The organism is Cupriavidus sp. SIMBA_020 (genome assembly GCF_046535395.1).
Taxonomy (GTDB): domain Bacteria; phylum Pseudomonadota; class Gammaproteobacteria; order Burkholderiales; family Burkholderiaceae; genus Cupriavidus; species Cupriavidus campinensis.
Genome location: NZ_JAWRWU010000002.1, coordinates 488,558 through 514,639 on the forward strand (window position 1 = coordinate 488,558; position 26,082 = coordinate 514,639).

At 67.3% G+C, this 26,082-nt stretch carries 24 protein-coding genes and 1 tRNA gene; 12 read left to right on the top strand and 13 right to left on the bottom strand.

Going from position 1 to position 26,082, the window contains the following annotated elements; translation table 11 throughout:
• Window positions 1-70: 70 nt before the first annotated feature.
• The 8 genes from tolB to SB751_RS06470 all read left to right on the top strand — a co-directional run bounded on the left by tolB (window position 71) and on the right by SB751_RS06470 (window position 9,006).
• A complete protein-coding gene (gene tolB, locus SB751_RS06435) occupies window positions 71-1,438 on the top strand; it encodes a Tol-Pal system beta propeller repeat protein TolB (protein ID WP_144198045.1) in 1,368 nt (455 codons plus the stop codon).
• Between the two features lie 36 nt (window positions 1,439-1,474).
• Window positions 1,475-1,984: a peptidoglycan-associated lipoprotein Pal gene (gene pal, locus SB751_RS06440; protein ID WP_186296839.1), complete on the top strand. Its 510-nt coding sequence runs from the start codon at window positions 1,475-1,477 to the stop codon at window positions 1,982-1,984.
• A 17-nt stretch (window positions 1,985-2,001) separates the two neighbouring features.
• Entirely contained in the window at window positions 2,002-2,757 is a 756-nt protein-coding gene (ybgF, locus tag SB751_RS06445; RefSeq protein WP_144198046.1) for a tol-pal system protein YbgF, read from the top strand.
• A 194-nt stretch (window positions 2,758-2,951) separates the two neighbouring features.
• Entirely contained in the window at window positions 2,952-3,635 is a 684-nt protein-coding gene (queC, locus tag SB751_RS06450) for a 7-cyano-7-deazaguanine synthase QueC (RefSeq protein WP_144198047.1), read from the top strand.
• Between the two features lie 51 nt (window positions 3,636-3,686).
• Window positions 3,687-4,802 (top strand): YeeE/YedE family protein, encoded by a 1,116-nt coding sequence (locus tag SB751_RS06455; RefSeq protein ID WP_144198048.1) that lies wholly within the window; start codon window positions 3,687-3,689, stop codon window positions 4,800-4,802.
• Between the two features lie 50 nt (window positions 4,803-4,852).
• Window positions 4,853-4,928 (top strand) — tRNA-Lys (locus tag SB751_RS06460).
• A 179-nt stretch (window positions 4,929-5,107) separates the two neighbouring features.
• On the top strand, window positions 5,108-6,016 hold the full coding sequence (locus SB751_RS06465) for a hypothetical protein (RefSeq protein ID WP_144198049.1): 909 nt from the start codon (window positions 5,108-5,110) through the stop codon (window positions 6,014-6,016).
• A 137-nt stretch (window positions 6,017-6,153) separates the two neighbouring features.
• Window positions 6,154-9,006, top strand: coding sequence for an EAL domain-containing protein (locus SB751_RS06470; RefSeq protein ID WP_410747866.1), 2,853 nt, complete (start codon window positions 6,154-6,156; stop codon window positions 9,004-9,006).
• Window positions 9,007-9,035: 29 nt separating this feature from the next.
• Here the strand turns inward: SB751_RS06470 and SB751_RS06475 are convergent, their stop codons facing one another.
• The 3 genes from SB751_RS06475 to SB751_RS06485 form a co-directional block, all read right to left on the bottom strand.
• Entirely contained in the window at window positions 9,036-9,551 is a 516-nt protein-coding gene (locus tag SB751_RS06475; RefSeq protein WP_144198051.1) for a DUF3318 domain-containing protein, read from the bottom strand.
• Entirely contained in the window at window positions 9,548-9,925 is a 378-nt protein-coding gene (locus SB751_RS06480; protein WP_144198052.1) for a phage holin family protein, read from the bottom strand. Before SB751_RS06480 ends, SB751_RS06475 begins: the two co-directional genes overlap by 4 nt.
• 145 nt (window positions 9,926-10,070) lie before the next feature.
• Window positions 10,071-10,388 carry a YqjD family protein gene (locus SB751_RS06485; RefSeq protein WP_313818631.1) on the bottom strand — a complete coding sequence of 106 codons (318 nt, stop codon included), beginning with the start codon at window positions 10,386-10,388 and terminating at the stop codon, window positions 10,071-10,073.
• A gap of 199 nt (window positions 10,389-10,587) precedes the next feature.
• Between SB751_RS06485 and SB751_RS06490 the strand changes: the two genes are divergently transcribed.
• Complete coding sequence (locus SB751_RS06490) at window positions 10,588-11,226, top strand: peroxiredoxin (RefSeq protein WP_149135436.1); 639 nt, start codon at window positions 10,588-10,590, stop codon at window positions 11,224-11,226.
• Between the two features lie 80 nt (window positions 11,227-11,306).
• On the opposite strand, the gene SB751_RS06495 is transcribed toward SB751_RS06490, so the two are convergent.
• The gene (locus SB751_RS06495; protein WP_144198054.1) at window positions 11,307-12,500 is read right to left on the bottom strand and encodes an acyl-CoA dehydrogenase; all 1,194 of its coding nucleotides are present in this window, start codon (window positions 12,498-12,500) and stop codon (window positions 11,307-11,309) included.
• Between the two features lie 189 nt (window positions 12,501-12,689).
• On the opposite strand from SB751_RS06495, the gene SB751_RS06500 reads away from it, so the two are divergent.
• Window positions 12,690-13,511, top strand: coding sequence for an IclR family transcriptional regulator (locus tag SB751_RS06500; RefSeq protein WP_144198055.1), 822 nt, complete (start codon window positions 12,690-12,692; stop codon window positions 13,509-13,511).
• Window positions 13,512-13,532: 21 nt separating this feature from the next.
• On the opposite strand, the gene kynA is transcribed toward SB751_RS06500, so the two are convergent.
• Genes kynA through kynB form a run of 3 tightly spaced genes read right to left on the bottom strand, consistent with a single transcriptional unit; the run spans window position 13,533 to window position 16,370 of the window.
• Window positions 13,533-14,417, bottom strand: a complete 885-nt coding sequence (gene kynA / locus SB751_RS06505) for a tryptophan 2,3-dioxygenase (RefSeq protein WP_144198056.1) — start codon at window positions 14,415-14,417, stop codon at window positions 13,533-13,535.
• 12 nt (window positions 14,418-14,429) lie between these two features.
• On the bottom strand, window positions 14,430-15,683 hold the full coding sequence (kynU, locus tag SB751_RS06510) for a kynureninase (RefSeq protein WP_410747867.1): 1,254 nt from the start codon (window positions 15,681-15,683) through the stop codon (window positions 14,430-14,432).
• A 30-nt stretch (window positions 15,684-15,713) separates the two neighbouring features.
• Window positions 15,714-16,370, bottom strand: coding sequence for an arylformamidase (gene kynB, locus SB751_RS06515; RefSeq protein WP_144198058.1), 657 nt, complete (start codon window positions 16,368-16,370; stop codon window positions 15,714-15,716).
• 158 nt (window positions 16,371-16,528) lie between these two features.
• On the opposite strand from kynB, the gene SB751_RS06520 reads away from it, so the two are divergent.
• Complete coding sequence (locus SB751_RS06520) at window positions 16,529-17,017, top strand: Lrp/AsnC family transcriptional regulator (RefSeq protein ID WP_092290478.1); 489 nt, start codon at window positions 16,529-16,531, stop codon at window positions 17,015-17,017.
• A gap of 18 nt (window positions 17,018-17,035) precedes the next feature.
• Here the strand turns inward: SB751_RS06520 and SB751_RS06525 are convergent, their stop codons facing one another.
• From SB751_RS06525 to SB751_RS06550, 6 genes are all read right to left on the bottom strand, one after another.
• The gene (locus SB751_RS06525; RefSeq protein WP_144198060.1) at window positions 17,036-17,599 is read right to left on the bottom strand and encodes a flavin reductase family protein; all 564 of its coding nucleotides are present in this window, start codon (window positions 17,597-17,599) and stop codon (window positions 17,036-17,038) included.
• 228 nt (window positions 17,600-17,827) lie between these two features.
• On the bottom strand, window positions 17,828-18,931 hold the full coding sequence (locus SB751_RS06530; protein WP_410747868.1) for a DUF72 domain-containing protein: 1,104 nt from the start codon (window positions 18,929-18,931) through the stop codon (window positions 17,828-17,830).
• 5 nt (window positions 18,932-18,936) lie between these two features.
• Window positions 18,937-20,178, bottom strand: a complete 1,242-nt coding sequence (locus tag SB751_RS06535; RefSeq protein ID WP_144198062.1) for an SAM-dependent methyltransferase — start codon at window positions 20,176-20,178, stop codon at window positions 18,937-18,939.
• Window positions 20,179-20,339: 161 nt separating this feature from the next.
• A complete protein-coding gene (gene pdxH, locus SB751_RS06540; protein ID WP_144198063.1) occupies window positions 20,340-20,978 on the bottom strand; it encodes a pyridoxamine 5'-phosphate oxidase in 639 nt (212 codons plus the stop codon).
• 93 nt (window positions 20,979-21,071) lie between these two features.
• Window positions 21,072-22,268, bottom strand: coding sequence for an MFS transporter (locus tag SB751_RS06545; protein WP_211944049.1), 1,197 nt, complete (start codon window positions 22,266-22,268; stop codon window positions 21,072-21,074).
• A 330-nt stretch (window positions 22,269-22,598) separates the two neighbouring features.
• Entirely contained in the window at window positions 22,599-24,920 is a 2,322-nt protein-coding gene (locus SB751_RS06550; RefSeq protein ID WP_410747869.1) for an AsmA family protein, read from the bottom strand.
• A 249-nt stretch (window positions 24,921-25,169) separates the two neighbouring features.
• Here SB751_RS06550 and SB751_RS06555 point away from each other — a divergent pair, with 249 nt between their 5' ends.
• Complete coding sequence (locus SB751_RS06555) at window positions 25,170-26,066, top strand: ThiF family adenylyltransferase (RefSeq protein ID WP_144198066.1); 897 nt, start codon at window positions 25,170-25,172, stop codon at window positions 26,064-26,066.
• Window positions 26,067-26,082 lie beyond the last annotated feature (16 nt).

Genomic DNA, 26,082 nt, shown 5'->3' on the forward strand with positions numbered 1-26,082 from the left:
GCGTTGCCCGTCCTGCTGTAGTTGCTGTGCCCGCCGTACCGATGAATCCTGATATCGACTGAGGAGCAGCATGCGAAAGCTTTGGGCCCCCAACTGGCTGTCCGCAAGGCGGCACAACGCTCAATCCACATCGTCGCCCGCCACCCAGCCCACGCGCGAGCAAAGCCGCTACGCGCTGATGGCATGGCTGGCGGCCGCGCTGATGTCTGCCGGCGTGGCACACGCGCAACTGAATGTGGAAATCACCGGGGTGGGTTCGAACCAGTTTCCGGTGGCCACCGCCAACTTCCAGGGCGAGGCGCAGGCCCCGCAGAACCTGACCGCCATCATCCGCAGCGACCTGGTCAACAGCGGCCGCTTCCGCAACGTGGATCCGGGCGGCGCCACCGTGGCCGAATCGGCCCAGGTGGACCTGGGCAGCTGGAAGTCGCGCGGCGCCGATGCCTTCGTGGCTGGCAGCGTCACCCCCGCCGGCAACGGCCAGTACGAGGTGCGTTTCCGCCTGTACGACACGGTCAAGGGCCAGAGCCTGGGCGGCCTGGCCTTCACGGTCGGCCAGAACCAGCTGCGCGTGACCGCGCACAAGATCGCCGACTATATCTACGAGAAGCTGCTCGGCGAGCGCGGCGTGTTTGCCACGCGCCTGTCGTACGTGTCGAAGGTGGGCAACCGCTACCAGCTGCTGATCTCCGATTCGGACGGCCAGAACGCGCAGATCGCGCTGACCAGCACCGAGCCGATCATCTCGCCGTCGTGGTCGCCTGACGGCCGCCGCGTGGCCTACGTCTCGTTCGAGGCGCGCAAGCCGGTGGTCTACGTGCACGACCTGGCCACGGGCAAGCGCACGCTGGTGTCGAACCAGAAGGGCAACAACAGCGCGCCGTCGTGGTCGCCGGACGGCCAGCGCCTGGCGCTGGCGCTCTCGCGTGACGGCAATACGCAGGTGTACCTGGTCAACGCCGATGGTTCGGGCCTGCGCCGCATCTCGCGCAGCAGCGCCATCGACACCGAGCCGCAGTTCTCGCCGGACGGCCGGAGCATCTACTTCACGAGCGATCGCGGCGGTGCGCCGCAGATCTACCGCATGCCGGCCTCGGGCGAAGAGGGCGGCGCGGCGCAACGCGTGACGTTCAAGGGCAACTACAACGTCAGTCCGCGCCTCTCGCCGGACGGCAAGTACCTGGCCTTCATCTCGCGTTCGGGCGGCTTCAAGCTACAGCTGCAGGACCTCTCCAACGGTGACGTGACGTCCCTCACCGATACGTCCAATGACGAAGCCCCGAGCTTCGCCGCCAACGGCAAGTACATTCTTTACGCCACCCGCGTGGGCGGCCGCTCGGTGCTGGCGGCGGTGTCCACGGATGGCCGTACGAAGCAGGTGCTGTCTCTCCAGTCCGGCGAAGTTCGCGAGCCGTCCTGGGGTCCTTTCATGCAATAGTGCAATAGTGCAATAGAAAAAAGAGGAGTTATTGCCATGTCCCAAATGATGACCAAGTCGCTCGCCCTCGCCGCCCTGCTCGCACTGGGCGCCTGCAGCTCCGGCGTGAAGCTGGATGACACCGCCAAGTCGGGTGCCGGCGCTACGCCGACCACCGACCCGCGCGCCGTGGCGCCGGTTGACGTCTCGCGTGACCCGCTGAACGATCCGAACAGCCCGCTGGCCAAGCGCAGCGTGTACTTCGACTTCGACAGCTACAGCGTGAAGTCCGACTACCAGAGCATGCTGCAGGCCCACTCGCAGTACCTGGGCGCCAACAAGGGTCGCAAGATCCTGATCCAGGGCAACACCGACGAACGCGGCACCAGCGAGTACAACCTCGCCCTGGGCCAGAAGCGTGCCGAGGCCGTGCGCCGTTCGCTGTCGTCGCTCGGCGTGCCCGAGTCGCAGATGGAAGCCGTGAGCCTGGGCAAGGAAAAGCCGAAGGCCACCGGTCACGACGAAGCGTCGTGGGCCGAGAACCGTCGCGCCGACATCGCCTACTGATCTACGGATAAGTCTTCATGAATGCTCGCGCATCCACCCTGTTGTGGCTGGCGGCCGTCTCAGGCGGCTTGCTGGCAGCCACGTCCGCGCACGCCGGCGTCTTCGACGACGACGAGGCGCGCCGCGCCGTGATCACGTTGCGGGACCAGTTCAACGGTTTCCAGGCAACGGCTTCCCAGCGCATCGACCAGAACAGCAAGGCCCAGCTCGACATGCAGAACCAGCTCGAAGGTCTGCGGCAAGAGGTGGCCCGCCTGCGCGGTCAGAACGAGGTGCTCCAGAACGCGGTGGATACGCTGCAGAAGCAGCAGAAGGACTACTACGCTGACCTGGACGCGCGGCTCAAGAAGTTCGAGCCGCAACAGGTGACCGTGGACGGCCGCGAGGGCCTGGCCCAACCGACCGAGAAGCCCGAGTACGACGCGGCGCTGAAGCAGTTCCAGTCGGGCGACTTCAAGGGTGCGGGCAATGCGTTCTCGGCGTTTGCCAAGAAGTATCCGCAAAGCCCCTACCTGCCGCTGGCGCAGTTCTGGCTCGGCAATTCGCTCTACGCGCAGCGTGACTACAAGGGCTCGACGACGGTCCTGCAGAGCATGGTGTCGGCCAACCCGACGCATCCGAAGGTGCCGGACGCCATGATCGCCATCGCCAACAACCAGCTCGAGTCCGGCCAGAAGGCCGCGGCGAAGAAGACGCTGGAGACGGTGGTGGCCAAGTATCCGGGCACCGAAGGGGCCCAGGCCGCGAGCAACCGGCTCAAGACCCTGAAGTAACCGGCCTGCCTGGCAGTACCGTTGCAGGAGGAAGCCCGCTGGAGATTCTGGCGGGCTTTTTCTTTTGGAACGATGGGAGGACCCGGCGATGGGCACCATCAGCCCGGCCTGATTGGGGGCGGCCCGCCGGCGCGCTAAAATACGCGCTTTCGCAGTCAGCGACCCCCATTCCGCGCCGTCCGCGCCCCCTGATCATGACCAAACGCGCCATCGTCCTGCTTTCTGGCGGACTTGACTCCGCCACCGTCCTCGCCATGGCCAACGCCGCCGGGTTTGAAACCTACGCGCTGTCCATGCGCTACGGCCAGCGGCATTCGTCCGAGCTGGAGGCCGCGAAGCTGGTGGCGGCGGCGCTGGGCGCGAAGCGCCACGAGATCATCGACCTCGACCTGCGCCGCTTCGGCGGCTCCGCGCTGACCGACGACACCCTCGACGTGCCGACCGACGGCGCCACCGGCGGCATTCCGATTACCTACGTGCCGGCCCGCAACACGATCATGCTGTCGCTGGCCCTGGGCTGGGCCGAGGCGATCGGCGGCCGCGACCTGTTCTTCGGCGCCAACGCCGTGGACTACTCTGGCTATCCTGACTGCCGCCCCGAGTACGTGTCCGCCTACGAGGCGCTCGCCAACCTCGCCACCAAGGCCGGCGTGGAGGGCGACCGCTTCCGCGTGCACGCGCCCATCATCGACATGACCAAGGCCGAGATCATCCGCGCGGGCGTGAAGCTGGGCGTGGACTACGGCCTGACCGTCTCCTGCTACAAGGCCGACGACGCAGGCCGCGCCTGTGGCGTGTGCGACTCCTGCCGCATCCGCCGCGCCGGCTTCGAGACGGCGGGCGTGCCCGACCCCACGCGCTACCAGGCCGCTGCCTGATTGATTCCTGCACCAGCACATCATAAAAATACGAGTCACCCCCGGTCCACCATGCCTGACATCGACATTCCCGCGCTCACCCACACCGTGCTGTGGAGCACGTTTGCCCTGACCTTCCTGTTCGGCGCCATTCTCCAGCGCACGCATTTCTGCACGATGGGCGCCATCTCGGACATCGTGAACATCGGCGACTGGAGCCGCATGCGCATGTGGGTCATGGCCATCGGCGTGGCGATGATCGGCACCGGCGCGCTGGCCTGGGCCGGCCTGATCGACCCGACCAAGACGATCTACACCTCGGCGAAGCTGGCCTGGCTGTCGGCGGCGGTGGGCGGGCTGATGTTCGGCTTTGGCATGGTGCTGGCCTCCGGCTGCGGCAGCAAGACGCTAGTGCGCATCGGCGCGGGCAACCTGAAGTCGCTGGTGGTGTTCGTGTTCCTGGGGCTCTCCGCCTATATGACGCTGCGCGGCCTGTTTGGCGTGGTGCGCGTGAACACGGTCGATGCAGTGTCCGTGGCGCTGCCGGCCACGCAGGACCTGCCGTCGCTGGTGGCGCAGGGCAGTGGCATGGCGCGCGGCACGCTGCAACTGGCGCTGGGCGGCGCGATCGGTGCGGCGCTGGTGCTGTGGGCGCTGGCGGGACGCGGATTCCGGACCTTCGACAACGTGCTCGGGGGCCTAGGCGTGGGGCTGATCATCGTTGGCATGTGGTACGTGTCCGGCCATCTCGGCTATGTGTCGGAAGACCCGAACACGCTCGAGGAACTGTTCGTCGGCACGAACAGCGGCCGCATGGAAAGCCTGAGCTTCGTGGCGCCGTACGCCTACACGCTGGACTGGCTGATGATGTTCAGCGACAAGAGCAAGGTGCTGACCATCGGCATCGTCAGCGTGATCGGCGTGATTGCCGGCGCAGCGGTGTACGCGCTGGCCACGCGCTCGTTCCGCTGGGAAGGCTTTGGCAATGCCGAGGACGTGGCCAACCACATGGTGGGCGGCATGCTGATGGGCGCGGGCGGCGTGACGGCACTGGGCTGCACCATCGGGCAGGGGCTCTCGGGCGTCTCGACGCTGGCCGTGGGGTCCTTCATCGCGCTCGCGGGCATCGTGATCGGCGCGTGGCTGGCCTTCAAGTACCAGATATGGCGACTGGAGCGCATGGCCTGAGGGTTGACGCCTGACAGGTACCTCTCTATAATCGCGGATTCGATTTTTGCGGGTCGTTAGCTCAGTCGGTAGAGCAGCGGACTTTTAATCCGTTGGTCGCGTGTTCGAGTCACGCACGACCCACCAGCATTGCAGAAGGGCCTGTGGCGCAAGTCACAGGCCCTTTTTGTTTTTGTTTGGCCTTTCCGCCCCCGGCGTGTGCCGCCGCACAGAACTCCTGCGCCGTGCGTCCAAAATCCATGGTTCATCCCGTGCGCCTCTGCCGGCGCGCGAACCCCTCATTTCGGATGCGATGAGACGACACGATGAACAGCCTTCTGGCTCGCCTGGCCGCGCTGCTGGCGTGGGGGCTGGTCGCTGTAGGCGCCGCGCAGGCGTCTGACATCGCCTGCCAGCCAGCGCCGCAGTCCGCCACGGCGCGCTGTGACGATCCGGTGTCGCCCGGCCAGCGCTGCGGCAGCCCGCCGGACCGCCGCCCCGTGGCCCAGCGCATGATCTGCGAATACGCGATGCTCCACATGGGCTACCTGCGGATCGACGACGACCAGCGCCGCCAGTTGCGTGCCGGCACGCTGCGCATGGGCGACTTGCAGGCGTGGCGCCGCAAGCGCGATGCCTGTACCTCCGTGCCGTGCCTCGATGCCGTGTTCGCCGAATGGTGGCGCCACCGTGGCGACCGGCTGACTGCCGGCAGGCCGCCCGCGCAGCCGCCGTCCAGGCCGGTGCAGGCGCGGCCGGCGCCGGAATTCTCCGCGGCGACCCGCCCGGAGGTACCGCCCGCGACCCTCGTTCCCGTCTCGCCGCCCACCGCCGAATCGACGCCTGCATTGCCCGACGCGGCCCCCGTGCTGGCGCTGACGATGGCGGCGCCGCCTGACGCCCTCCCGCAGTCGTCGCTGCTCTCCTCGGTGCACGATACCCGGCCGCCACTGCCCAAGGAGGAGGTCGGTGGCGCCTTCGCGAACTTCTCCACCCGGCATGCGATGGCCTGGGCCTGGCTGCTGTGGCTCGGGCTGCTGCTGGTGGCGAGCGTCGGGCTGGACTGGGTGCTGAAGCGCCGCGAACGGCCATCCCGGGCCGAGGGCCAGCCGGAAGCGGCCGGCGCCGCCAGCGAGGTCCGCCATCGTCCGGCCATCCCCCGCGTGGCCATCGTGCTCGGCACGCTGCTGGCGCTGAACGCGATTCTGCTGCTGGCGGTGTTCGTCAGCCGCTAGGGGCCAATTAACCAGTCTGAGTTAGAGACAGCGCCGTTCCCGGTCATCGAAAATGCACTTGGCACGCCGCACCCCGGCGTGGCCATCGCTTCATTCGTCCACTGGGTCAGCGCCGCACGCCGGCGCGGGATGTCTCTATGCAGCAAGGCGGTACCGCCCTCCCGGCCAATGAGCATGTTCTGCGCATCATCTGGCCGTTCCTGCCCGTGGTGCTGGCGCTCGCATTGTTCTGTCTGGCCAGCGTCGACATGTTGTCCGCCGCGCGCGGTTTCGTGGCTGGCGAGAGCCTGTGGTCGAAGGGGCAGAAGGACGCGGTGATGCACCTGCTGCGCTATGCGGATGCGCGCGACCCTGCCGACTTCGACGCCTACCGGGCCGCCATCGCCGTGCCCCTCGGGGACAGGCAGGCCCGTCTCGAACTCGAAAAACGTCCCGATTTCAATCGCCAGGTGGCCGTGGAAGGGCTGCTCATCGGCGGTAATCACCACGACGACATCCCCGGGATGATCCGGCTGTACCGCTATTTCCGGAATGTGACGGAAATCGACCGGGCGATTGCCGTCTGGGCCGCCGCCGACGTGGACATCGCCCACCTGACGGTGGTGGCGAACCACTTGCGCGAATGTGTCGGCACGCCGGCGGAACCGGCCTGCCTGCCCCCGCTCCAACGCGAGATTGCCGAACTGGACGCGCGGCTCGGGCCAATGGCGATGGCGTTCTCGGCCGCGCTGGGCCAGGCATCGCGGCGCGTGCGGGGTGTGCTGCTGTCCGGCACCGTGCTGCTGACGATCCTGCTGCTGGGCTGTGCCTCGTGGCTGTCGATGCGCACCCAGCGCAAGGAGCGCCAGCTGCGCGCCGCGCTGGCCAAGAGCGAGCAGCGGCTGCAACTGGCCGTGGCGGGCAGCAACGATGGCCTCTGGGACTGGCATCCCCACCATGGCGAACTCTATTTCTCGCCGCGCTGCGCCGAGATGCTCGGCTTTGGCGCCGACGAGCTGCCGCACGCACGCGAAACCCTGCTGGCGCTGATGCATCCGGCCGATGTGGCCGAGTTCGACCGCCAACTGGCCCGCCACGTGCGGGAGGGCACGCCCTACGATGTGGAGATCCGCCTGCGCCGCAAGCCGGGCGGCTACCTGTGGGTCCGCGCGCGCGGCCGCATGGTGCGCAGCCCGGTGGGCAAGGCGGTGCGGATGGCGGGCTCCCTGAGCGATATTTCCGACCGCAAGCGCTTCGAGGCGCAGCTGTTCGCCGAGAAGGAGCGTGCCCAGGTCACGCTGCGCGCTATCGGTGAGGCGGTGGTGACGACCGATGTCTGGGGGCGCATCGATTCGATGAACCCGGCCGCCGAGCGCCTGACCGGCTGGTCCGAGGCCGAGGCGGCCGGCTGTTTCCTGGCCCAGGTTTGCCCGCTGCTGGACGAATCGACCAGCATGCCGGTGACCGACCTGGTGCCGCGCGCGCTGGAAGACCGCTGGCCGAGCCAGTGCGTGATGCTGCTGGCGGGGCGCGCCGGGAGCGGCCCGGTGGTGGTCAAGCCTTCGGTGGCGCTGATGCGCGACAAGGGCGGGCACGCCATCGGCGTGGTGTTGGTGCTGCACGACGTGAGCATGGAGCGCGCCCACGCTGCCCAACTGGCGCACGAGGCCAGCCACGATGCGCTGACCGGGCTGGTCAACCGCGTCGAATTCGAGCGCCGCGTGGCGGCCGCCATCGCCCGCGTGCGGCAGGAGGGCGCCGCGCACACGTTGATGTACCTCGATCTGGACCAGTTCAAGGTGGTCAATGACACCTGCGGCCATGCCGCCGGCGACGAGCTGATCCGCCAGATGGCCGCCGTCATGCGCCAGCAGCTGCGCAAGGGCGATACGCTGGCGCGGCTTGGCGGCGATGAATTCGGCGTGCTGCTGGAACATTGCGAGGCGGGCGATGGCGAACGCGTGGCCGAGGCCCTGCGGCGTGCCATTGCCACGTTCCGCTACGCGCATCGACAGCGAATCTTCTCATTGGGGGTCAGCATCGGACTGGTCCGAATCGATGCCGGTACCGGCAAGGTCGAGGAGGCGCTGAGTGCTGCCGATGCGGCCTGCTACATGGCGAAGGAGGGTGGCCGCAACCGCGTGCAGGTGTATCTGCCGAACGACAGCGTGGTACGCGCCCGGCACGGCGAGATGGAGTGGGTCAGCCGGGTGCACGCGGCGCTGAGCGCGGGACGTTTCTGCCTCTACGCGCAGGACATCGTGCCGCTGCAGGCGTCAGAACCGGGCACGGCGGGTTCGGCTGGCGGGGCGGGCCGGCATATCGAGCTGCTGCTGCGCCTGGTGGACGAGCAGGGTCAACTGGTGCCGCCAATGGCCTTCGTGCCGGCGTGCGAGCGCTACAACCTGATGCCGATGATCGACCGATGGGTGGTGGAAACTGCGTTCGCGGCGCTGGCGCGGATGCATGCCGAGCAGCCCGGCGAGATCGGCATGTGCTCGATCAACATGTCCGGCGCTTCGCTGGCCGATGCACACTTCCCAGGCTTCGTGCGGCAGCAGGCTGTCCGCCATGACATCGCTTTGTCCGGCATCTGTTTCGAAATCACGGAAACGGCGGCGATCAACAACCTGGCGCAGGCGGCGGCCTTCATTGAGCAACTGCAGGGCATGGGCTGCGTGTTTGCGCTCGACGACTTCGGCGCGGGCATGTCGTCATTCGCCTATTTGAAACACCTGCCGGCGGCTTACCTGAAGATCGACGGCAGCTTCGTGCGCGAGATGCTCGATGACCCGGTCAACGCGGTGATGGTGGAGGTGATCCAGCGGATCGGGCACGCGATGGGCAAGAAGACCATCGCCGAGTTCGTCGAGTCGGAGGCGATGCGGGAGCGGCTGCGGGCGTTGGGCGTGGACTACGCCCAGGGCCAGTTGATCGGCGCGCCGGCGCCCTTCGCACGCGGCAACGCCGTGGTGGTGGACGGCGCCGAGCGGTTCGCCGTCACCCTCTGAGGTAGCTTCAGGCCAGGTTCAGTCCAGGTTCAGGGCTGGGCCGGCGGCGGTGCGTTCGGCGTGGGGGAGGGCACGAGCGGGTCCCGGAAGCCGGTATCGAATGCCTTGGCGGCGACGACCTCGGCCGCGCTGGCCGGGGTCCTTGTATCCTGCCAGGTCTTGTAGGCCCAGTATCCGGCGCCGGCGACCATGCCGTATTTCGACAGCTTCCAGGCCACGCGGCCAATGGCGGTCCGGCGCAGCAGCGGCATCGCCAGGGTGATGGCGGTGCTCAGCATCGGGTAATCGCGCGTCACGCCCAGCATCTTGAGCCAGCCCGAGGGCCGCGTCAGCCGGGGCAGCCAGGCGCCCACATTGGTCATGCGGCGCGCGCCGCCGCGCACCTGGCGCAGCGCCTGCACGGCGTCGTAGCGTTCCAGCGCCGCGCGGGTGATCAGCAGTTCCTTGCGCACGGCCAGCGGGAGTTTCACCTCGCGCGAGAATCGTACCGGGCGCGGATGGTCGGCGCGGCGTTCGTCCATGGAGTCGTCGTCGGGCGTGGTCATCGGCGCAGCATCTCCCGGTCTTTGTCGAGTTCGGCGAGTGTGTCCGCGAACAGCGGCGGGGCGTTGCGCACCATGCGGCGCGCGGTAAGCAGGCAGGCGGCCATGCAGACGAGATAAATCACGACGATCGCGCCGATGGCCTGCCAGCGGTAGGTTTCCCAGAACAGGATGGCGACGAGGATCGTGAAGGTCATCAGCGCCATGCCGAAAAACACCAGCCCGAAGCAGGCCAGCAGGGCGACTTTCATCAGCCGGGTGCGTTCCTCGGCCAGCTCCACGCTGGCAAGCTCCAGGCGCGTCTGGACCATCGACACCATCGAACTGGTCAGGTTGCGGAGGGATTCCAGGAACTTGGGGGATGGGGATTCGCTCATGCGGCTCCGGCGAAGAATCGATGCGCCGGCATTGGCGGCATCCTCGATGAGCGGACCGGGTGGCGGCATGGCGCCGCGCCTCCCGGGCCTTCGGCGCGGGCCGGCGCGGGCGCTGAGCCCGTATGCCGGCCGGCTTGCGCCTGTCTTACTTGCGGTTTAGCAGCAGGCCGATGAGCAGGCCCACGCCGGCCGCCACGCCCACGGCCTTCCACGGGTGGTCATGCACGTAGTCATCGGTGGCGCGTGCGGCGGCCTTGCTCTTGGTGACCACGGCGTCCTGCAGATCCTGGGCTTTTTCCTTGGCCTGCTTCAGCAGGCCCATGCCGCGCTCGCGCAACTCGGCAGCCTTCTCGCCGGTGGTCGAGGCCGCTTGCTTAAGCAGTTCTTCGGCATCGGACAGAACGGTCTTCACATCGCTCATCAGTTTCTCCTGTTTGCGGGCGGTTGGTTCGAATGGTGACATTTTGCCTTGCTCGCTCTCGCTTGTGGCGCTTTCTGTCTTCCACTTAGGATATGTGGCGGTTGCCCATCGTTTCAAGGCAAGCCGTTCACCCGAGCGTCTTTATGACTTCGAGTGATTTTATAGTGACTTTATATTCGTTTCGGTTGGATCGCAATCCAACTAAGCTGGTTCCTTCAACCTTCCCCTGGAGATTTTCACAATGGCACTGCGTCTTGGCGACATCGCACCGGACTTCGAGCAAGAATCGAGCGAGGGCCGCATCCGCTTCCACGATTGGCTGGGCGACGGCTGGGGCGTGCTGTTTTCACACCCGGCGGACTACACCCCGGTCTGCACCACCGAACTGGGCCTGACGGCCAAGCTGAAGGGCGAGTTCGAGCGCCGCAATGTCAAGGCCATCGCCCTGTCCGTGGACAGCGTGGAGTCCCATAAAGGCTGGATTGGCGATATCAACGACACCCAGTCGACCTCGGTGAATTTCCCGATTCTGGCCGATGCAGACCGTAAAGTGTCTGAGCTTTACGACATGATTCACCCGAACGCCAACGAGACCCTGACCGTGCGTTCGCTGTTCGTGATTGATCCGAAGAAGAAGGTAAGACTGATCATTACCTACCCGGCCAGTACCGGTAGAAATTTCAACGAAATCCTGCGCGTCATCGATTCCCTGCAGCTGACCGACCACCACAGCGTGGCCACGCCGGGCAACTGGCAGGATGGTGACGACGTGGTGATCGTGCCGTCGCTGAAGGACGAGGAAGTCATCCGCCAGAAATTCCCGAAGGGCTACAAGGCGGTTCGCCCCTACCTGCGCCTGACGCCGCAGCCGAACAAGTAAGCCGGCCGGCAGGCAGGCAGACGCAAAAAAGCCCGGCTCGGCCGGGCTTTTTTACATCGTCGTTCGCTGAAAAACCGCGATCAGAAGAACGCCTGCAGGCCGGTCTGGGCGCGGCCCAGGATCAGCGCGTGGATGTCGTGGGTGCCTTCGTAGGTGTTGACCACTTCGAGGTTGACCACATGGCGGATCACGCCGAATTCGTCCGAGATGCCGTTGCCGCCGAGCATGTCGCGGGCCACGCGGGCGATATCGAGCGACTTGCCGCACGAATTCCGCTTCATGATCGACGTGATTTCCACGGCGGCCGTGCCTTCGTCCTTCATGCGGCCCAGACGCAGGCAGCCTTGCAGGCCGAGCGTGATCTCGGTCTGCATGTCGGCCAGCTTCTTCTGCACCAGCTGCGTGGCGGCCAGCGGGCGGCCGAACTGCTTGCGGTCCAGCGTGTACTGGCGGGCGGTATGCCAGCAGAACTCGGCGGCGCCGAGCGCGCCCCAGGCAATGCCGTAGCGGGCCGAATTCAGGCAGGTGAACGGACCCTTGAGGCCGCTCACGCCCGGCATCAGGTTCTCTTCCGGCACGAAGACCTGGTCGAGCACGATCTCGCCCGTGATCGACGTGCGCAGGCCCACCTTGCCGTGGATGGCCGGCGCGGACAGGCCCTTCCAGCCTTTTTCGAGGATAAAGCCGCGGATGGCTTCCTTGCCGTCGTCGCCCACCAGCTTGGCCCAGACCACGAAGACATCGGCGATCGGCGAGTTGGTGATCCACATCTTGGCGCCGGACAGCTCGTAGCCGCCGTCCACCTTCTTGGCGCGGGTGACCATCGAGCCCGGGTCGGAGCCGTGGTTCGGCTCGGTCAGGCCGAAGCAGCCGATCCATTCGCCGGTGGCCAGCTTGGGCAGGTACTTCTGCTTCTGCGCTTCCGTGCCGAATTCATAGATCGGCACCATTACCAGCGACGACTGCACGCTCATCATCGAGCGGTAGCCGGAATCCACACGCTCCACTTCCCGGGCGATCAGGCCGTAGCTGACGTAGTTCAGGCCCGGGCCGCCGTACTGCTCGGGAATGGTCGGCCCCAGCAGGCCCAGCTCGCCCATCTCGCGGAAGATCTCGATGTCGGTCTTCTCGTTGCGGAAGGACTGGAGCACGCGCGGCATCAGCTTGTCCTGCGAGTACGCGGCGGCGGCGTCGCGCACCATGCGTTCTTCGTCGGTGAGTTGCTGATCCAGCAGCAGGGGGTCGATCCAGTTGAATTCGGCATTGGCAGCCATGGAGGTCTCCTTCTTTGGTGGCGCGCCGAGGGGCGGGGGCACCCTCGAACAAATGTAGTGAAGTTCCGCATTGCGGAACCTTGTTCCGATGAGCTAGTATAGCCGAACCGATCCGCAGCGCAACAGGGGGTGGACCCGATCCCGCCCTGCCGCACGCCAGGTGGATCATCCTTCTCATGGAGCCACGCCTTGGCCACTTCCTCATTGCCCGCCCCGGCGACCACCGCCGATACCGAGCGTCCCGCGCGGGAGAGCGATCCGAACTTCGTGACGGCGCTGGCGCGCGGCCTGGAACTGCTGCGCTGTTTCCGCACCGGCGAAGCGATGCTCGGCAACCAGGATTTCGTGCGCCGCACGGGCTTTCCGAAGGCCACGGTGAGCCGGCTGGCTGGCACGCTGGTACAGCTTGGCTACCTGCGCTATGACGACAGCCTGGGCAAGTACGCACTCGATGCGGGCGTGCTGGCGCTCGGTTTCTCGTATTTATCCGCCTCGGACGTGGTGTCACTGGCGCGTCCGCACATGCTGGCGTTCGCGCAGGCGTATGGCGTGTCGGTGTCGCTCGGCAAGCGCGAGCGGATGGAGGTGATTTATCTCGAATCGATACGAAACGACGCCGGCGTGATGCTCGGCCTCGGCGTGGGGTCGCGGCTCTCGCTGATGTCGAGTTCGATGGGGCGCGCCTATCTGGCCGCGCTGCCGGCCGCGCGACGCGAGCGCGTGCTGGCCGAATTCGCGCTCGCCTACCCCGAGCAGTGGAAGCAGCAGGAGGCGCCGATGCGCGCCGCACTGGCCGAGGCCGAGCGCCTGGGCTACTCGGCCTCGTTCCGGGACTGGCATCCCGCCATCCACGCCTGCGCCGTGGCGTTTCGGCCGGTGGGGGAGAAGGACCTGCACATGATCAGCTGCAGCGCGTCGTACGGCACGGTGGCCGAGCAGGTATTCCACGAGACCCTGGCCCCGGCGCTGCAGGCGCTGGCCCTGCGGCTGTCCGACCCCGGCGCGCGCTGAGCGGCCCGCCGGTCTCCGCCATCAAAGGTCCGTGCGCAGCTTCCACAGTTCCGGGAACAGCACCACGTCGAGCATCTTGCGCAGGTAGCCGACGCCCTCGGTGCCGCCCGTGCCGCGCTTGAAGCCGATCACGCGCTCCACCGTGGTCACATGGCGGAAACGCCATTGCCGGAACGCATCCTCCAGGTCGACGAACTTCTCGCCCAGCTCGTAAAGCTCCCAGTATTTGGACGGATTGCGATACACCTCGAGCCACGCCGTCTCCACCGACGCGTTGTAGGTCGTCGGTTGGGTCCAGTCGCGGTCCACCACATCGGCGTCGATCTGGAACCCGCGCCGCGCCATCAGGCGGATCGCCTCGTCGTACATCGACGGCGTGTGCAGCGCGGCCTCCACCAGCGCCAGATGCTCGGGCCGGTGCGCGTGCGGGCGCAGCAGCGCCGCGTTCTTGTTGCCGAGGATGAACTCGATCTCGCGATACTGGTACGACTGGAACCCCGACGACGCGCCGAGATAAGGCCGCATCGCCGAATACTCGGGCGGCGTCATCGTCGCCAGCACGTTCCACGCCTGCACCAGCTGGTCCATGATGCGCGACACGCGCGCCAGCATCTTGAAGGCCGGGCGCAGTTCGTCGTTGCGCACGCCGTCGCGTGCGGCGCGCAGCTCGTGCAGCATCAGCTTCATCCACAGTTCCGTGGTCTGGTGCTGGACGATGAACAGCATTTCGTTATGGTCCGGCGAGCGCGGATGCTGGGCGCTCAGGATCTGGTCCAGGCCCAGGTAGTCGCCGTAGCTCATGTCCTGCGCGAAGTCCATCTGCGCGCCGTGCCACTTGTCGCCCTCCGCATCGCCGGTGTTGGCCGATGCGCCGTGTCCCATCGGACATCCCTTGAATTCGCTCATGGTGGGCTCCGCTCAGGTCACTGCCGTCCGCACGGCAAAGCGCGCATCGCGATAGGTGCCGCTGTCGAGTACGTCTCGCAGAATCTCCACGGCGTCCCACACTTCGGTGAAGCTCGTGTAGAGCGGCGTGAAGCCGAAACGGGCGATGCCGGGCTCGCGATAGTCGCCAATCACGCCACGTTCGATCAGTGCCGCGACCAGCGCGTAGCCGTCCGGATGGGCAAAGCTGACCTGGCTGCCGCGCCGGGCGTGCTCGCGCGGCGTGACCAGCGTCAGCGGATGTTCGGCGCAACGTGCCTCCACCAGCGCGATAAACGCATCCGTCAGCTTCAGGGACTTCGCGCGCAGCGCGGTCATGCTGGTCTGGGCGAAGATGTCCAGCCCGCATTCGACCATCGCCAGCGAGGTCACCGGCTGCGTCCCGCACAGGAAGCGGCCGATGCCCTCGGTGGGGCGGTACTGCGGGGACATCGCGAACGGCGCCTGATGGCCCCACCAGCCGGACAGTGGCTGCCAGAACGCATCGCGCAGCGCGGGCGCCACCCAGACGAAGGCCGGCGAGCCGGGGCCGCCGTTCAGGTACTTGTAGGTGCAGCCGATGGCGTAGTCGGCGCCGGCTGCGGTCAGGTTCACGGGCACCGCGCCGGCCGAGTGGGCGAGGTCCCACACCGTCAGCGCGCCGCGCGCATGGGCCAGCTCCGTCAGGCCGGCCATGTCGAGCATCTCGCCGGTCTTGTAGTTGACGTGCGTCAGCATCAGCACGGCGGTATCGGCGCCTACGGCGGCGTCGATCTCTTCCGGGCTGTCCACCAGGCGCACCGAATAGCCTTGCTGGAGCAGGTCGGCCAGGCCCTGGGCGATATAAAGGTCGGTCGGGAAATTGCTGGCCTCGGAGACGATCACGCGGCGCGCCGGGTCGCGCTGCTGCTGCACGCGCAGCGCGGCGGCGAGCACCTTGAACAGGTTGATCGATGTCGTGTCGGTGACCACCACTTCGTCATGGCCGGCGCCGATCAGCGGGGCCAGCCGGTTGCCCAGCCGGCGCGGCAGATCGAACCAGCCCGCCGAATTCCAGCTGCGGATCAGGCCCTCGCCCCATTCGGCGGACACCACTTCGGCGGCGCGCGCGGCGGCGGCACGGGGGCGGGCGCCGAGCGAGTTGCCATCGAGATAGATCACGCCGGCAGGCAGCGCAAACTGCTCGCGCAGGCCGCGCAGCGGGTCGTCACGGTCGAGCGCGACGCAATATTCACGGGTCAAATTCATGGGCTGGAAATCAGACGATTCTGAAAAAGGTCAGGCGAGGGCGCGCAGGATGGCGCGTACCGGGCTGGCATCGAGCGTGGCAAGGCGTAGTGGCAGGGCGATCAGTTCGTAATCGCCCGCCGGTACGTCGTCCAGCACGATGCCTTCGAGAATGGCAAGCCGGTGGTCGCGCACGGCGTGGTGCGCGTCCATCGTCTTCGAGTCCTGGGGGTCTAGCGAAGGGGTGTCGATGCCGACCAGCTTCACGCCGTGGCGCGCCAGCAGCGCGATGGTCTCGGCGGCCACCGCGCAGAAGCCTGCATCCCACGTGCCCTGCGGCGCCGTGGCGTAGGTACGCAGCAGCACGCGCGGCGGCGTGCCGGCCAGCGCGGCCTCCACGTGGCGCGGCAACACGTGCGGGCCGGCGCCGATGCAGTCGATCACGCGGCACGGGCCGAGGTAGGCATCGAGCGGTACCGCGCCAATCGGCGCGCCATCCGCCACATAGTGGAGCGGGGCATCCGCATGGGCGCCCGTATGGGGTGACATCGTCATCCGGCCGACATTGACCGGACACTGGCCATCCATGACCCAGGCCGGGTCGTGCTGGAACGGGGTGTCACCGGGCCACACCGGCGTGGTCGGTGAGACGGGCGGGGTGATGTCCCAAATACGGCGGGCATCGTGAAAATCGGGGGCGTGGGGCATGGGGGCGGCAGGGATCGTGAAGATCGTCGCGTCGATGACCGCATCATAGTCAAAAGCGCCCAGAAGAGGCTTGCGAAATGCCCCGTCCTGATGGGCATGTTTCGCATAGAATTGTGTGGATCGGCCAAAGATTCGCAGATTCTGCGAGAAACACGGATATGACCCTCGACCCCATCGATTTGCGCATCCTTACCTGCCTGCAGGAGAACGGCCGCATCAGCAATCAGGATCTCGCCGATAAAGTGGCGTTATCGCCCTCCGCGTGCCTGCGGCGCGTGCGCTTGCTGGAGGAGCAGGGGGTGATTGGCGGCTATCGCGCGTGGTTCGATGCCGAGCGGCTGGGGCTGGAGATCGAGGCGATCGTGCAGGTGTCGATGCGCCACGACCTCGAAGGCTGGCACGACACCTTCAACGCCGCCGTGCAGGCGTGGCCGGAAGTGCTGACCGCCTATGTGATTACCGGCGACAGCAATTACATCCTGCGCGTGCAGGCGCGCAACCTGAAACACTACTCGGATTTCATCGTCAACCGGCTTTACCGCACGCCGGGGGTGATGGATATCCGCTCGAACATCGTGCTCCAGCGGATCAAGACCGATGGCTCGCCGCTGGCGGCGCTGCATGCCGACCAGGGCGGGAAAGCATAGGGAGGGGAGAGGGCAGGCTTAGCGGTCCAGCGGGGAGACGGTGGAGAACTGGCCACCCTGGAACACCAGCGGCTGGCCGCCGCAGTCCTGCAAGCCGCAGCGCTCCACTTCACCGACGAAGATCACGTGGTCGCCTTCGTCGTAGCGGCTGCGGTTATGGCATTCGAACCAGGCCAGCGCGTTGGCGAGGATCGGCAGGCCGGTCTCGGAGAGGCGGTAGTCCACGCCCGCGAAGCGGTCGCCCTTGAGCGAGGCGAAGCGCTGGCACAGGTCCATTTGCGACGCACAGAGCACATTGATGATGTAGTGCGTGCCATCGCGGAACATCGGCAGGCTGTTGGCGCGGTTGGCCATGCTCCAGAGCACCAGCGGCGGGTCCAGCGAGACCGAGTTGAACGAGCTGGCCGTGATGCCGACGAACGGCGCACCGTTGGCATAGGGATGCCCCGCCGCGCGCGTGGTGATGACGGTCACGCCCGTGGCGAACTGCGACAGCGTCCGCTTGAAATGCTGCGTATCGAAGTCGGGCGAGGCGGCCTTGCGGCCCGTGATGGGGTCGTCGTCCTCGGCAGGCATGCCCATGTCGCGGGCTCCACACAAATCCATGATTTTCATTGCATCGTCAGCCGGTACGCCTTGTACGGATGTCACCTTGCGCCGCACGCGCGGGCGCGTCGGTGGGATTTCGTACAAAACGGGCCGGAATCGCGGCGCCGGAAGCCCGGCGCCGATCGTCCCCCGATTGTAGCGGAGTCCGGACATTTGCCCTGACGGTAGGGTCTTTCGCGCCGGCTGGCCCGGGGCCCGCGTTCAGAGCCGGTCTGCGATGGCCTCGGCCAGCCGCGCGATGCTCAGCGGCGCGCAGCCCTCGGCGTTATTGCTGACGATCACGTAGGCCGGCTGGCCCGTGCGCAGCGTGCGTGCCACCACGTCGGCGATGGCGTCGCGCGTCTCCGGGTCGGGCTCGACGATCTTGTCGAACGGGCCGTACGCTTTCTCGGCCATCGCGTAGGAGCGGCCCTCGCGCAGCATCCAGCGCAGCACCAGCGGGCCGGGCGCGCCGTCGTCCATCAGCGCCTGCGCCGCGGCCTGGCGGGCCACGGGCGGCAGGCGGTCGCGCGCGGCCAGGCAGAAGCGCACGCCACGGTCCCGCAGCAGGCGGATGTAGCGCGGCGTGAGCAGGGCCGGGTCGCGGATTTCCACCGCGTAGCAGGCGTGCGGCGTCAGCGTGGGGTCCAGCGGCGGGAGCGCGGCCAGGAAGGCGTCCAGCCGGGCGAGGAAGGCCGGGCCGTCGTCGCCCACACCCGCCAGCGGCGACAGCTGGAACAGCAGCGGTCCGCAATGCAGGCCGAGCCCGCCCGTGGCCGGCACGATGCAGTCCCGGATCGCGATCTCGGGGTTCAGGAACGCCGCGTTCGGCAGCCGCCCGGCGCCATCGGGTCCGCGCAGCCGTGCATCGCAGACACTGGCCGGCGCCTTGACGAGGAAGCGGAAGCCCTCGGGTACCTGTGCCGCATACTGCATATAGTCGGTCAGCGGAATCGGCCCGTAGAAACCCCGGTCGATCCCCGCCGCGCGCAGCAACGGATGCTGGCCGCAGGCGCGCAGCCCCTTGCGCGAGAGCAGGCTCTCGGTGTACTGGCCATCGTAGACCAGCCCGTGCCAGCCCGGATACGACCACGACGAGGTGCCGAAATGGAGGTTGGGCGGCAGCCGCTGGCCGAGCGCCACCAGCGCGGCGTCGGGCGTCCACGGCGCGACGACCTTGCCGGCGGGCTTTTTCCTGGGGGGCGCGCCAGCCGCAGGATCGGCGGCTGACGCGGTGTCGGAGGGGGCGGGGAGCGGCGCTGCGGGCGCATCGCCGCCAGCGCCGCCAGCGCCATCATCGCCAAAGAGGTCAAGCGTATCGTTCAATCGATTCAGACGGTATTGCCGATCGTGGCGTCATAGATATAGCGTCGCGACCACGGCAGGGTGTCGGCTGGGCGGCGCGCCTTGTGGCACACCACCTGGTAGATCGACATCTGGTCGGTCGTGAACGCGTGGGCGGTACCGGCCAGGTAGATGCGCCAGATGCGGTATTTCTTCTCGCCGACCATCTTCCGGATCGTCTCGCCGTTGGCCTCGAAGTTGTTGGCCCAGTGGAACAGCGTCTGGGCGTAGTGCCGGCGCAGCAGTTCCACGTCGAAGCCTTCGAGCCCGCCCTGCTGCAGGGTCTGCAGCACCATGCCGATGTGCGGCAGCTCGCCCTGCGGGAACACGTAGCGGTCCATGAAGCCCGAGCCGTCCATCGGCACCTCGCCGCTCTGCGGGTCGGTGGAGGTGATGCCGTGGTTCATGGCCACGCCGTCGTCCGTCAGCAGGTCGCGAATCCGGCCGAAATAGGCCGGCAGGTTGGCCTTGCCCACGTGCTCGAACATGCCGACGCTGGTAATGCGGTCGAACTGGCCGGCGGTATCGCGGTAGTCCTGGAGGCGGATCTCGATGCGGTCCGTCAGCCCGGCGGCGCGCACGCGCTCCGTGGCGAGGTCGAACTGGTTCTGCGAGAGCGTGATGCCCACGCAGCGCGCGCCGAACTTCTGCGCGGCGCGCAGCACCAGCGCACCCCAGCCGCAGCCGATGTCGAGCAGCGTGTGGCCCGGCTGGAGCCGGATCTTGGTCAGGATGTGGTCGATCTTCTTCAACTGTGCGGTGGCGAGGTCTTCATTGCCGTGCTCGAAGTACGCGCACGAGTAGACCATGTTCGGATCGAGCCAGAGCCGGTAGAAGTCGTTCGAGACGTCGTAGTGATACTGGATCGACGCCTGGTCTTCCTGCTTGGTATGGGTGAAGTGCTGGGCCACGCGGGCGAGGGCGCCGCCGGCACTGCGCGCGGCTGCGGCGGAGAAGCCGAAGGCGACGTTGATGATGTCGGCCAGGCGGCCTTCGAGGTCGATCTTCTCCTGGACATACGCCTCGCCGAGGTTGTCCAGGCTGGGTACCAGCAGCAGCGGCAGGGCGGTGGCCTCGCGTACCGTCAGGGTGACGTCGGGCTTCTCGAAATGGCCGAGCGGGTACTCCTTGCCATTCCAGAGCCGGAGCTTCACCGGCAGGTTGGCGTGCTCGCGCACGTCGGCGATCCAGCTGTCGAGCTGCTTGTCCAGGGCTTGTTTGAAAAACATGCGGCTTCCTCCCGAATTGGTTGCGGCACACCTCTCGTACGACCCTAAAACTTTACGCCAAAACTTTGAATTGTGCAGTGCGGGTCCCCGGACTCCGCCTGCTGCCACGTACTTGTCTGAACAGGCAGACAAGTACGTGGCGCGGGGCCTCAGGGCGACAGTCAGGGCGACAGCCGCACGATATCCCAGCTGCCATCATCCTGTTTGCGATAGCCGATGCGGTCGTGCAGGCGGGACGGGCGGCCCTGCCAGAATTCGATCCAGGTGGGCGCCACGCGATAGCCGCCCCAGTGCGCGGGGCGCGGCGGGTTCTCGCCAAACTTGCTGCGGAAGTCGGCCTCGCGGGCCTCGAGGACGTCGCGGCCGGGCACCTCGCGGCTTTGCTCGGACGCCCATGCGCCCAGCCGGGAGCCGAGCGGGCGCGAGGCGTAGTACGCATCGCTCTCGGCCTCATCCACCTTCTCCACGATGCCTTCCACGCGCACCTGCCGCTCGAGCTGCACCCAGTGGAACAGCAGCGCCGCGCGCGGGTTGGCCTGGAGGTCGAGCCCCTTGCGGCTCTCGTAGTTGGTGAAGAACGTGAAGCCGTTGGCGTCCATGCCCTTCAACAGCACGATGCGGGCCGATGGCTGGCCATTGGCGGCCACTGTGGCCAGCGTCATCGCATTCGGCTCGGGCAGCTTGGCCTGGAGCGCCTCGTCGAACCAGGTCTGGAACTGGCGGATCGGGTCGGCGGCCACGTCGGATTCGGAAAGCGCGCTCAGCATGTAGTTGCGGCGCAGGTCGGCTAGTTGGGTCATGTCGCGATCACGAAGATAGATGCACTTCGAGTATAGCGAATGCGCCGCGCAGCGCATTTGCGGTGCCGCAAACTGCCGCGCCCGTTTTAAGTTTTATTCGATTTCCGCCACCCGGGGCTTGCGGGACTGGTTGCGGGAGTAGTAACCCGCCATGCCCATCGCGCCGGCCATCGAGAGGAAGATCGGCAGCATGCCGAGCGCCGTGCCGACCACGCCGAAGGTCAGCGGCCACACCACCTGGCTCGTGTTGAGCACGGCCGAGCGCAGCCCGAGCGCCTCCCCGGCGCGGCCCGAGGGCGAGGCGGTATGGAGGATGTTCATCACATTGGGCTGCGCGCTGCCGAGCGCGAGGCCAAGCACGAAGGCCAGCCCGCACATCAGCCAGAACTCGGCGACGAACGGGTAGACGAGGTAGGCCATGGCGCCCACCATCAGCGCGCACCGAATGATCTTCCATTCAGACAGATGGCGCGACACCAGCGGCATGGCGATGCGGATGGCCAGCGTGGCGATGGCGAACGCGCCGAGCACCCAGCCGATGGACGACGGCGACAGGCCGATGCGCGAACCCTGGATCGGGATCAGGAACGCGTGCAGGTCCCAGGCGGCCGAGAGCACTGCGCTGGCGATGAACACCGCGCGCAGTTCGGGATGCTGGAGCAGGTCCAGCGTGGAGCGGCGGCTGCCGTCTTCCACCGCGATCCGGCCGGCGTTGCCGCCCGTGGCCGGCAGGCGCGGCCGCACGTACTGGAGCCCGGCCTGGCCGAGCAGCGCCACCGCCACCAGCACGCAGAACGCGGGCCGGAAGCCGGCGTGTTCGATCACATAGCCCATCACCACCGGGCCGAGGGTGCCGGACACCGACAGCCCGAGCGCGTGGTAGGTGTAGTTGCGCAGCCGCTTGTCGGGCGTGGAGACCTGCCCGATCAGCAGCTGCATGGCCACCTGGACCAGCATGAAGCCAACCCCGATCAGCGCGCACGCCGCATAGAGCGCGCCGATGTCCGGCCAGATCGCCGGCAGCAGCGTGCCGGCCACCACCATCAGCGAGCCCGCCGTCATCGGCAGGCGCGGGCCGATCTCGTCGATGCGGCGCCCGGCGCGGATCGCCAGGAACATCGGCAGCAACGCATAGAGCGCCATCAGCAGGCCGAGCGTGACCGTGGAGGCCTTGAGCGAAATCGCAAACAGGGAAACGACGACGCGACTGGCGTTGAACGCCACGTGGTTGCACACCGTCAGGGCGATCAGCCAGCTGATCGGCGGAACGGCGGCGTGAGGCAACGTCATGGGACGGGGGCAGGTAGGGGGTGCTGCGTGGATCGCGCCGCCGGCAAGGTCTCCGTCCGGGTCGAAAAGTGCGCGAAAAAAATAAGTGCGGCCGTAGCCGCACCTCACAAGGGCGCCGTCACCGGACTGGAACCGGCAGCGACGACCGATGCATGCCATTCTGTTTAGTGCTTTGCTTGTAAATGGCCGTTTAATTATGCGGCCGTCCCGGGGCCGGACACAACGCCTGCGTGGGGGGAAGTGCAAATCCGCAACACCTGGCGTGAATCGACACGGATCGGATGTTGCGGATTTCGTCGAATGACGATGCGAGGCTGCCTGGCGACCCGTCTAGCCGCCCTGATACAGCTGCGCGTCGTTGGCCGGCTGCATCGGCTTCTGCTGGACCGATGGCGTGGGCTTGCGCGGCTCGGTGGGGGCCGGGCCCGGCTGGCCCTGGGCGGCGGCCGACTTCGATGGCGACTCGGGAATTGCCGGGCCGGCGGCCTGCTTGCCGGCGCGGCCGGTGGCCGGGTCCTGATAGGTCTTGCCCGGCGGTGGGGCGGTCGGGCGCTTCTTCAGCTCGGCCAGCAGGCGGGCGCACTGGCTTTCGTCGCCGCCCGGCGAGATGTCCAGCAGCGGCACCACCAGCGCCACCGGCGCGGTCAGCGCCAGCGCCAGCGCGCCGCCCGCCCGCAGGGCCAGCACGGCGATGTTCGGGCTGACCGATGGGTTCTTGAACGTGCCGCCCACATACAGCGGCGACCGCAGCGAGATGATCCGCAGGCCCTTGGAGTCCGGGTGGATGGTCAGCGCCAGCCGCTCCTCGCCGAAATCGATCGCGCCGTCGGTGGTGATCACGGCGTCCTGGGTGTCGAGTACAAAGGTGCGGGCGCGGGCGATGCCGTCCTTGACCGCGAAGTCGCTCACGCCGCAGTTGATCTGCACGGGTTTGTCGCCAAACAGCTTGGAGACCACCACGCTGCCCACGTTCAGGCCGATGGCCTCCAGAATGAACTTGCTGACCGTGCCGTTCTCCACCAGCAGCTTGGCCTCGCCGTTCGACGAGCCCATCAGCGCGGCCACGGAATTGCCGGTGCCGGACAGCTTGGCGCTGCCATTCACCTCACCGATGCTGGCGCGCATCGAGTCAGCCTTCGGGAACAACTGCTTGAGCTTCAGGTGGCGCGCGGTCATATCGACCATGGCGCCCATCGGCTCGCGCTTGCCGTCCAGCCGGATCGTGGAGACGAGGTTGCCGCCGGCCACGCCGAAGTTGAGCGGGTCGAGCAGCAGCACGCCATCGGTCAGCTTCAGGTGAGTCTTCAGGTCGGTGATCGGCAGGTCTTCGTCGCGGACGATGCGCTTGCCGGTGAATTTGACGTCGGCGTCGATCTCGTCCCAGCGCTCGGTGCGGAACGGCGCCACCGGCAGCGCCTTGTTGGCCGGCTGCTTGACCGGGCTCTCGGAGGCCGCCTGCCCCGGCTTGGCATCGGCGCCGATCAGCGGCGCGAGGTCGGCGAACAGCAGTTGCCTGGACACCAGCTCGCCAGACAGCAGCGGGCGCGGCGAGCGTTGCGCGAAGGTGAGCGTGCCGCCCAGGTCGCTGCCGCCGACCTTGCCCGTGAAATCCCGATACGTATAGGACGACGCCCCTTTCTTGAGCGTGGCCACCAGCCGCCCGCGCGTTTCATACGGCGGGGTGGACGGCAGGACGATGCCGGTCAGCGCGTAGAGCTTGGCCATGTTGTCGCCGGACAGCATCAGGTTGACGTCCAGCGCGCCCAGATGGGCCGGGTTGGTCAGCGTGCCTTCGATTACTGCGCGGGTGGCGCCCACGCGGACATCGGCCTGCACGGGGTAGGGCGTGTTGACGTCGCGCAGGCTCAGCACCGTGCCGGCCTTGCCGCTGGCGTTGATGGTGGCCTGGTTGTAGTGCCCGACTGCCTTCCAGCGGATGCCGTAGCGGCTGTCCCTGGCGTCCTTGGTGTCCTTGGTGTCCTTGGTGTCCTTGGTGTCCTTGGCCATCGGCGCGGAGGCGTCAACGGCGGACGCATCGGTCGGTGGCACCAGCGCGCCGTCCCGGGCCTTGTCGTAGAGCGCCTGGTCGCCCACGGTGTCCAGCGTGGCCTGCATGTCGATCTTCTCGGCTGCATCGGCCAGCGCCAGATTGCCGCGCTGCAGCACGACCTCGCCAATATCGAGTTCCCAGCTCGATTTGCCGGTCTTGGGCCCGGTATCGAAAGTCCAGTTGTTGCGCTTGTCCGCCAGCCGCTCGAGCCAGACGGCGGGGCTGTCCACCACGATGGTCGGCACGGCGATCTGGTGCGCCAGCAGCGGCAGCGGGCGCAGTATGAAGATGACCTCCCGCACGGTGGCCATGTTGGGGGCCTTCGCCCAGTCCGGGTTGCCCACGGTGATGTCCCGGGCCGACAGGCGCGGCCACGGCACCAGCGTGCGCCAGCCGGTCTCGCCCTGCGCGCGCTTCCAGGTGACCATCAGGTCGCCATTGATCGCGAACGGGCGGCCGATGGCCAGCGACACCTTGTCGTTGAGCCACGGCTTGAGACGATTCCAGTCGAAGGTCAGGATGACGATGACGAGGATCGCAATCAGGGCGAGCGGGGTGAACACGCTCCAAAGAATGATCTTCTGTCGGCGCGAGGCGGGCATGGGGGCGGACTCCTGTTGGCGGACTCCTGTTGGCGCGCAGGGCCGGGCCGGGGTGGGTAAGCCCGGCCTGCCATGCGGCGGATCAACCACTGCACAATCAATTTTAGGGGAGGGCGCCGCGCCGGCTTGTCGGCCTTGCGCTGACATTGCGGTCGCCGGACCGCCGATTTTTGGCGCCAGCCGGGTCTGCCGGGGTGACATAAAATAGCGAAATTCGCGATTTATCCAGCTTTCCCCGCTTATCCCCCCATGACCATTGCCGCACTACCCGGCCTGCCCGGCCTGCCCGAGCCCCTGACCCACGAGACCCCCGAGGACGACGACTACCACCGCCGTTTCGGCGGCGTGGCGCGGCTGTACGGGGCGGCAGGCATGGCCCGGCTGGAGGCGGCCAGCGTCTGCGTGATCGGCATTGGCGGCGTGGGCAGCTGGGCGGCCGAGGCGCTGGCACGCAACGCCGTGGGCCGCATTACGCTGATCGACCTCGACCATATCGCGCCATCGAACACCAACCGCCAGATCCATGCGCTCGGCGACGCCTATGGCCGCGCCAAGGTGGAGGCGATGGGCGAGCGCATCGTGGCGATCAACCCGCGCTGCCGCGTCTCGCAGATCGACGATTTCGTGACCGAGGACAACGTGGCCGACCTGCTGAGCGGCTTCGACTACGTGATCGACGCCATCGACGCCGCGAAGATCAAGACCGCGATCCTCGGCTGGACGCGGGGGTCCGGGCGCGGCGCGCGCATCCTCACGTGCGGTGGGGCAGGTGGGCAACTGGATCCCACGCGGGTGCGGCTCGAGGATCTTTCCCGGACGGTGCAGGACCCGCTGCTGGCCAAGGTGCGCGGCAACCTGCGCCGCCAGTTTGGCTTTCCGCGCAACCCGAAGCGGAAGTTCAACATCCTGGCCGTGTATTCCGACGAACCGGTGCGCTATCCGGAACCCGAGCAGCAGGCCTGCGAGATCGACGAGGCCCCGCCCGCGCCGCGCGAGGCCCCGCAAGGGCTGGCTTGCGCCGGGTATGGCTCGTCGGTGGCGGTGACGGCGGTGTTTGGCTTCGTGGCGGCGTCGGCCGTAATCGGCGCCATTGTGGCCGGCAATGACGCCCGGGCGGGGTCCGAAGACGCGGCTGAGGAAGACTGAGGACTGGGGACTGGGC